The organism is Sodalis sp. (in: enterobacteria) (genome assembly GCF_047607725.1).
Lineage (GTDB): Bacteria > Pseudomonadota > Gammaproteobacteria > Enterobacterales > Enterobacteriaceae > JBLKSS01.
Genome location: NZ_JBLKSS010000332.1, coordinates 1 through 7,467 on the forward strand (window position 1 = coordinate 1; position 7,467 = coordinate 7,467).

Below are 7,467 nucleotides of genomic sequence, written 5' to 3' on the forward strand. Positions count from 1 at the left end.
TCATCTTCAATAACTTGATGGAGAATTAACAGACGGCGCTGGGCGTACGCTTACTGCTGGCCCAACCCTGTCTGACGCTGGCCGGCCGCCGGATGGCCCTTGGCGACGCGATAAAAATCATGCATGACCGACTCCAGCCGGCGCCTCGCCAGGACGATTTGCAGTTCGCGCCGGCGGTATAAGGCCAGACCAGGCTGGCGAAAGCGTCAGCGGTCCCAGGCCGCTCACGCGGGCGCTATTCCTATTCCAGGTGTACATCGCCGTGCGGTAGGCAACTGCAAGACAGGATCCACGGCGCTGATGCCGTCGCGCTGCCGGTCAGCGGCGCAACGTCACCCGACAATAATTTCACCTTGCAGGTGCCGCAAATGCCGGCACGACAGGAGTAGGGGATGCGAATGCCCTGTAGCTCCAACTGCTCCAGTAAAATATCCCGTTGGTTGCCGGTAAATTGCCGGCCCTGATACACAATGGTCACCGGCGCGTCGGCGGCCTGGGGCGGCGGCGCGGGTGTGATTGCGGGGCTGCCGGCGCGATAGCGGTGCGGCTTACGGGTGCTCAGGACCTCGACATTGTCGCCCACCCGCACGATACCGGTGGTGCGGGCGATAATATTCTGGCCGAAATCGACGTTGCCGTCGTCCGCGCTGCGATAGCCTTGTAAGGTGCGCAGCGGCTCACCCTCAGGATGTTTATGGCCCTGTTCCACGTTGACCGTGGTCAGAACACAGCGGCTACAGGGTTTCACCACTTCAAACTCGACCTCGCCGATACGCAGATGATGCCAGCTATCCTCCGCATACGCTTCGGTGCCGGTCACCACCAGATTCGGCCGAAATTGGGTCAGAGTGACCCCCGCCGGGCAGCGGCGCTGTAAATCCAAAAAGGACGCTTCGCTTATCAGTAAATAAGGATAACCGTCGGCGAACGATAGCGGGACGGCAGGGAAGCGTTTTACCCGCCGGTGGCTATGCTCGCCCGTCCAGCAGAGGGTAACCGGCTGTTCAAGATAGCCGGAAAGCCAGGTATTGATGGTCTCCGGCGCCGGATAAGCGGTAAAATGATTCCCCCAGACCTCACCCGGCTGTGCCGGCGCGGAAAAATCGGCAAAACGCACGTGGCGGCTTTGCCCGTCGGGGTCGGTGATAAAGACGCCGCCGGCGTCGGTGAGCATAAAAACGCGATCAAACGTCAACCCTTCGGCGCCGGCCAGGGCATGCGACAGCGGCAGCCCGCGCATTGATTTCACCGGGTGCACATATAAGCGCGATAAAATACTCATTCTGCCTCCGTGCCGTTTGTGATGACGGTCAACTTTATGACAATGGGGCAGGATTGGCTATAATGCGCAACGATTTTCTTTTTAATTAATAATAAGGGACCAGATGAATTCTCTGTTTGCCACCACGGCACAAGGTTTGGAAGAACTGTTGAAAAGCGAGCTGGAAACCCTGGGGGCCGCCTCGTGTAAAATTGCGCTGGGCGGCGTGCACTTCCAGGCCGATAGCCGGCTGCTTTACCGCGCGCTGTTGTGGAGTCGTCTGGCGTCGCGCATCGTCCTGCCGCTGAACGAGTTCAGCGTCGACAGCGATGGCGACCTGTATCGCGATGTGCAGGCGGTGAACTGGCCGTCGCTGTTTACGGTGGATAAACGTTTCGCCGTGCATTTCAGCGGCACCAACGCGGCAATCCGCAACAGCCAGTATGGCGCACTGAAGGTCAAGGACACCATCGTCGATATTTTTACCCGCCACGGCGCACGCCGGCCCGATGTCGACCGCCAGCAGCCCGATATTCGCATCCAGGCCTATCTGCACCGCGACCGGGTGATGCTGTCGCTTGACTTGAGCGGCAGCAGTCTGCACCAGCGTGGCTATCGCGACGCCGCGGGTCAAGCGCCGTTAAAGGAGAATCTCGCCGCCGCCATCGTGCTGCGCTCCGGCTGGCAAACCGGCACGCCGCTGCTGGATCCGATGTGCGGCTCCGGTACGCTGCTGATTGAAGCGGCGCTGATCGCGGCCGATTGCGCGCCCGGGCTTACGCGCCCGTGTTGGGGATTTTCCGCCTGGTCCGGGCATGATGAGGCGCTATGGCAAGAGACGGTGCACGAAGCGCGCGAGCGTGCCCGAGCGGGGCTGGCGCAAACGGCGTCGCGCTTTTACGGCTCCGATGTCGACAGCCGGGTGCTGGAGAAGGCGCGCCAAAACGCGCGCCGCGCCGGCGTCTCTGCATTGATTACCTTCCAGGCAGGCGAGGTGGCGCAGCTGGTAAATCCGCTGCAGGAGGGGCCGCGCGGGACGGTTGTGAGCAACCCACCTTACGGTGAACGCCTGGAGAGTGAACCAGCGCTTATCGCCCTGCACAATCAGCTCGGCCGGTTCATGAAAAGCCGGTTCGGCGGCTGGCGGCTATCGTTGTTCAGCGCCTCGCCGGCGCTGCTCGGCGCGTTGATGCTGCGCGCAGAACGCAGTTTCAAAGCCAAAAACGGCCCGCTGGACTGCGAGCAGAAAAATTACTTGCTGGCGGAAACCGCCGTCGCGCCCGGCCAGGTGGAAGGGCAAATCGCCGCCGATTTCGCCAACCGCCTGCGCAAAAACGTGCGCTCGCTGCAAAAATGGGTCGAGCGGGAAAAGCTGGATGGTTACCGGCTGTATGACGCCGATCTGCCGGAATACAATGTCGCTATCGATCGCTACAGCAGCTGGGTGGTTATCCAGGAGTATGTGGCGCCGAAAAGCGTGGAACCCGAGCGCGCGCGTCAGCGGCTGTATGATGTGATTAACGCCACACTGGCGGTGCTGGCGATACCGGCCAGCCGTCTGGTGGTCAAAGCGCGCGAGTGGCAGAAAGGCAAGAATCAATATGAAAAACTGGCGCAGAAAGGCGAATTCCTGCTGGTGGAGGAGTACGGCGCCAAATTATGGGTCAACTTGACCGACTACTTGGATACCGGGCTATTCCTCGATCACCGCATCGCGCGCAGAATGCTGGGGGAAATGAGCCGCGGCAAAGACTTCCTCAATCTGTTCGCTTACACCGGCACAGCCAGCGTACATGCCGGCATTGGTGGCGCGCGCAGCACTACCTCGGTGGATATGTCGCGGACCTTTCTGGAGTGGGCAGAAAAAAATTTGCGCAGCAACGACCTGGTGGGCCGTCAGCACCGGCTGATACAGGCGGATTGCCTGGCGTGGCTGTCGATGGCGCAGGAAACGTTCGATGTGATATTTATCGACCCGCCCACCTTCTCCAATTCCAAGCGGATGGCCGATACCTTTGACGTTCAGCGCGACTATCTGGCGCTGATGGCCGATACCTTTGACGTTCAGCGCGACTATCTGGCGCTGATGGCCGAACTCAAACAGCTGTTGCGCCCCGGCGGCACCATTATGTTCTCCAACAACAGACGCGGTTTCCAACTGGATGATGCGGGGCTGACCGCGCTGGGCCTGCGGGCGCAGCCGATAACCGATCGTACCCGCTCGCCGGACTTCACCCGCAACCGCCAAATTCATCACTGCTGGCTGATAAGCCATGCGGACAAGGATCTCTACGCCATGTCATTAATCAGTCTTTCCGGCGCCTGGTTGTCGTTCAGCGATGCGCCGCTGCTGGATAACACTGAGCTGCATATTGAGCGCAACGAGCGAGTCTGCCTGGTGGGGCGCAACGGCGCCGGTAAATCCACCTTGATGAAGATCTTGAGCCGCGAGGTGCCCCTCGACGATGGTCAACTGATTTTCGAGCAGGATGTGATCGTCGCCCAGCTGCAGCAGGACCCGCCACGGGACGTCACCGGCAGCGTCTTTGATTTCGTTGCCGAAGGGGTCGAGGCGCAGGCGCAAATACTGAAAGCCTATCACGGGATTTCTCAGCGGGTAGAACAAGACCCGAGCGAAAAAAATCTGGCAGAGATGGGCCGGCTGATGGAGATCCTCGACCACCAGAACCTGTGGCATTTGGAAAAGCGTATCCATGAGGTGATTGCGCAGATAGGTCTGGACGCCGAGAGCCAGCTGTCATCGCTGTCCGGCGGCTGGCTGCGCAAGGCGGTGCTGGGCCGCGCGCTGGTGTGCGAACCGCAGGTGTTGCTGCTAGACGAGCCCACCAACCATCTGGATATTGAAACGATCGACTGGCTGGATGCTTTCCTGAAGACCTTTCCCGGCAGTATTATTTTCATCTCCCATGACCGCTCGTTTATCCGCGAGATGGCGACCCGCATCGTCGATTTGGACCGCGGCAAGCTGGTTTCCTGGCCGGGTAATTATGACAAATATCTGGAAGGAAAAGAGGAAGAGCTACGGGTGCAGGAACTGCAGAACGCCGAATTCGATCGCAAACTGGCTCAGGAAGAGGTGTGGATCCGCCAGGGGATCAAAGCCCGGCGCACGTGTAATGAAGGCCGGGTGCGCGCCCTGAAAGCGTTGCGCAAGGCGCGTTCCGAACGGCGCGAGGTGATGGGCAGCGCGAAAATCCAGGTGGAAGAGGCGGCACGGTCGGGCAAAATCGTCTTTGAACTGGAAGATGTCAGCTATGGTATAGAAGGGAAACCGCTGATTAGCCACTTCAGCGCGCAGGTGCAGCGCGGGGATAAAATCGCCCTTATCGGCCCCAACGGCTGCGGTAAAACCACGCTGCTGAAGTTGATGCTGGGTCAACTTGGCGCCGACAGCGGCCGCATACATTGCGGTACCAAGCTGGAAGTCGCCTATTTCGACCAGTATCGCGCGGTGCTCGATCCGGAGCGTACCGTGATGGACAACCTGGCCGAGGGTAAGCAGGAGGTGATGGTCAACGGTCGCTCGCGCCACGTGTTGGGCTACCTGCAGGACTTTTTGTTTCATCCGAAACGGGCAATGACGCCGGTAAAAGCGCTTTCAAGCGGCGAGCGCAATCGGTTGTTGTTGGCACGGCTGTTTCTCAATCCCAGCAACCTGCTGATTCTTGACGAACCCACCAACGATCTCGATGTCGAAACCCTGGAGTTGCTGGAAGAGCTCCTCGACAGCTATCAGGGCACCGTACTGCTGGTCAGCCACGATCGCCAGTTCGTGGATAACTCGGTGACCGAATGCTGGATTTTTGAAGGGGAAGGCCGCATCGAATGCTACGTGGGCGGTTATTTTGACGCGCAGCGCCAGCGCAGCAATCGGCGCGTGCTAAGGGCGCAGCCGACGCCGGCGCAAAAGACCCCGGCGCCCGCGCCTGGCTCCACCCCATCTTCTGCCAAACGCGGCGGGGGGAAACTCAGTTATAACCTGCAACGGGAGCTGGAAACCCTCCCGGGGCAGATCGAGCGGTTGGAGCAGGAAATAGGCCAACTGCAGGCGCAAGTGGCGGCGCCGGACTTTTTCAGTCAACCCCACGAGACGACGCAGCCGGTGATGACGGCGATTGCGCAGGCGGAAGACGCGCTTGAGCAGGCGTTCACCCGCTGGGAAACGCTGGAAGCGCAAAAGAACGGCGCGGCGGAATAGGCCCTGGCGGACGGCGCATGCCGCCCGCCGTTAACCCGCGCAAACGGAAAGCACAATAGGAGGTAGGCGTGTGCGATTATCCCCGACATCAGCATCACGTGCTTTGCCCGCACTGTGATTTATTGGTGGCGCTGCCGCCGCTGCCGCCCGGCCAGAAGGGGATCTGCCCGCGGTGCCGCAACACCCTGCAGAGCTATTGGTACGATCCGAAACGCCAGCCGGTGGGGTTCGCCATCAGCGCGCTGGTGATGCAGGGGCTGGCCAACCTCTTCCCGTTCGTCAATATGGAAGTCTCCGGCATAAAGCGGCAAATAACGCTGCCGCAAATTCCGCTGGTGATGGTTAGCGATCATTTTTCCAGCCTGGCAGGCGTGTTTCTGCTGTGTGTACAGGCGATCCCCGCGCTTTGCATGATAATGATCATCTTATTGTGCCTGGATGTACCGCTGCCGTTTCGCCTGAAGGCTTTTCTGGCCAAGTTATTATTCGCCCTGCGCAGTTGGGGCATGGCGGAGATTTTCTTGGTCGGGGTGCTGGTCAGCTTTGTCAAATTGATGGCTTACGGCCAGATAGGAATCGGCGACGGTTTTATTCCTTTCTGTTTCTTCTGCTTGCTGCAGCTGAGGGCGTTACAGTGCGTCGACCCTCGCTGGTTATGGAACGTCATCATGCCGTTCACGTCGCCGGTAACGCGTTTGCGGCCCGGTGAGGGCGGTCTGGCGCAGGGCATACGCGCCTGCAGCTATTGTACGCTAATCCTGCCCGCGGACGCCGCCGTCTGTCCGCGCTGCCGCACCCGCGAGGGCGCGCGCCGTATCCATAGCCTGCAATGGACGCTGGCGCTGTTATTGACCTCATTGATGCTCTATATGCCGGCCAATCTCTTGCCGATTATGATTACCGATGGGCTTGGCAATCGGCTTAACTCCACCATCATGGCCGGCGTCATCCTGCTGTGGGAGGACGGCTCGATACCGTGGCGCTGGTGATTTTTATCGCCAGCATCATGGTCCCTAGCCTGAAGATGATTGCGCTGGGCTGGCTGTGCTGGGACGCCGCCGGTCGCGGCGAGCGAAACGCGGCCGACAGCGAACGGATGCACCTACTCTACGAGGTGGTGGAATTCGTCGGCCGCTGGTCGATGATTGATGTCTTTGTCATTGCCGTGCTGTCTGGCCTGGTGCGTATGGGTAGGCTGATGAGCATCAGCCCCGGTATCGGCGTGCTGCTGTTTGCCGCGGTCGTCATCTTGACCATGATCGCCGCCAAAACTTTTGACCCCTGTCTTTTGTGGGACAGGGCTTCGCATACCACGCTAAAGGAGTCGACCGTTGACGGAAAATAATTATCAGGAAGCCCGGGTGGAGAAGATCAAACGCTGGTCGCCGGTGTGGATCATTCCCATTGTTAACGTCCTCATTGGCGCCTGGATCCTGTTTTACCATTTCATCCATCAGGGCAAAGTGATCACCCTGACAACCAGCTGCGCCGACGGTATTGAAGCCGGAAAAACCGCTATTAAAAGCCGCCGCGTGGATGTCGGCACCGTCGAGAGCGTGATGCTGAGTGACGATTTGCGCCAGGTGGAAATCAAAGCGCGCATCTATAACGGCATGGAAAAAATGCTTAACAAAGACTCGGCGTTTTGGGTGGTGAAACCGCAGATCGGCAAGGAAGGGGTGTCGGGATTAGGTACCCTGTTATCCGGCGCCTATATTCAGCTGCAACCCGGATCCAGCGAAGAGACATCGCGGGAATTTAAACTGTTGGACGCACCGCCGCTGGCTTCCCCCGATGCGCGCGGTATCCGTATCCAGTTGGACAGCGATCGTTCGGGTCAGCTGAGCGCCGGCGATCCGGTGCTGTTTCGCGGCTTCCGCGTCGGTACGGTGGAAACCAGCCACTTCGATCGTAAACGCCCCGTGGAGGACGTCTTGAATTATTGGTGGATTTGTTGTATAAGACAGTAAACCTACGCTACACGCTT

2 protein-coding genes and 4 pseudogenes are annotated in these 7,467 nt (G+C 59.4%); 5 read left to right on the forward strand and 1 reads right to left on the reverse strand.

What is annotated here, in order from left to right:
• Positions 1-53: 53 nt before the first annotated feature.
• Positions 54-182: pseudogene (locus ACMX3H_RS19855) on the forward strand (cell division protein ZapC domain-containing protein); the annotation flags it as partial.
• Positions 183-241: 59 nt separating this feature from the next.
• Here the strand turns inward: ACMX3H_RS19855 and ACMX3H_RS19860 are convergent.
• Complete coding sequence (locus tag ACMX3H_RS19860; RefSeq protein ID WP_415210106.1) at positions 242-1,282, reverse strand: YcbX family protein; 1,041 nt, start codon at positions 1,280-1,282, stop codon at positions 242-244.
• Positions 1,283-1,385: 103 nt separating this feature from the next.
• On the opposite strand from ACMX3H_RS19860, the pseudogene rlmKL reads away from it, so the two are divergent.
• The 4 genes and pseudogenes from rlmKL to ACMX3H_RS19880 all read left to right on the forward strand — a co-directional run.
• Positions 1,386-3,548 (forward strand): annotated as a pseudogene (rlmKL, locus tag ACMX3H_RS19865) (bifunctional 23S rRNA (guanine(2069)-N(7))-methyltransferase RlmK/23S rRNA (guanine(2445)-N(2))-methyltransferase RlmL); the annotation flags it as partial.
• Between the two features lie 9 nt (positions 3,549-3,557).
• On the forward strand, positions 3,558-5,480 hold the full coding sequence (locus ACMX3H_RS19870) for an ABC transporter ATP-binding protein (RefSeq protein ID WP_415210107.1): 1,923 nt from the start codon (positions 3,558-3,560) through the stop codon (positions 5,478-5,480).
• 68 nt (positions 5,481-5,548) lie between these two features.
• Positions 5,549-6,825 (forward strand): annotated as a pseudogene (gene pqiA, locus ACMX3H_RS19875) (membrane integrity-associated transporter subunit PqiA).
• A pseudogene (locus tag ACMX3H_RS19880) lies at positions 6,812-7,396 on the forward strand (MlaD family protein); the annotation flags it as partial. The pseudogenes pqiA and ACMX3H_RS19880, both read left to right, overlap by 14 nt.
• Between the last annotated feature and the right edge of the window lie 71 nt (positions 7,397-7,467).

Excerpts from the sequence above, each read along its gene's own strand:
- ACMX3H_RS19860 (WP_415210106.1), bottom strand. The coding sequence starts at position 1,282 with ATGAGTATTTTATCGCGCTTATATGTGCACCCGGTGAAATCAATGCGC.
- ACMX3H_RS19870 (WP_415210107.1), top strand. The coding sequence starts at position 3,558 with ATGTCATTAATCAGTCTTTCCGGCGCCTGGTTGTCGTTCAGCGATGCG.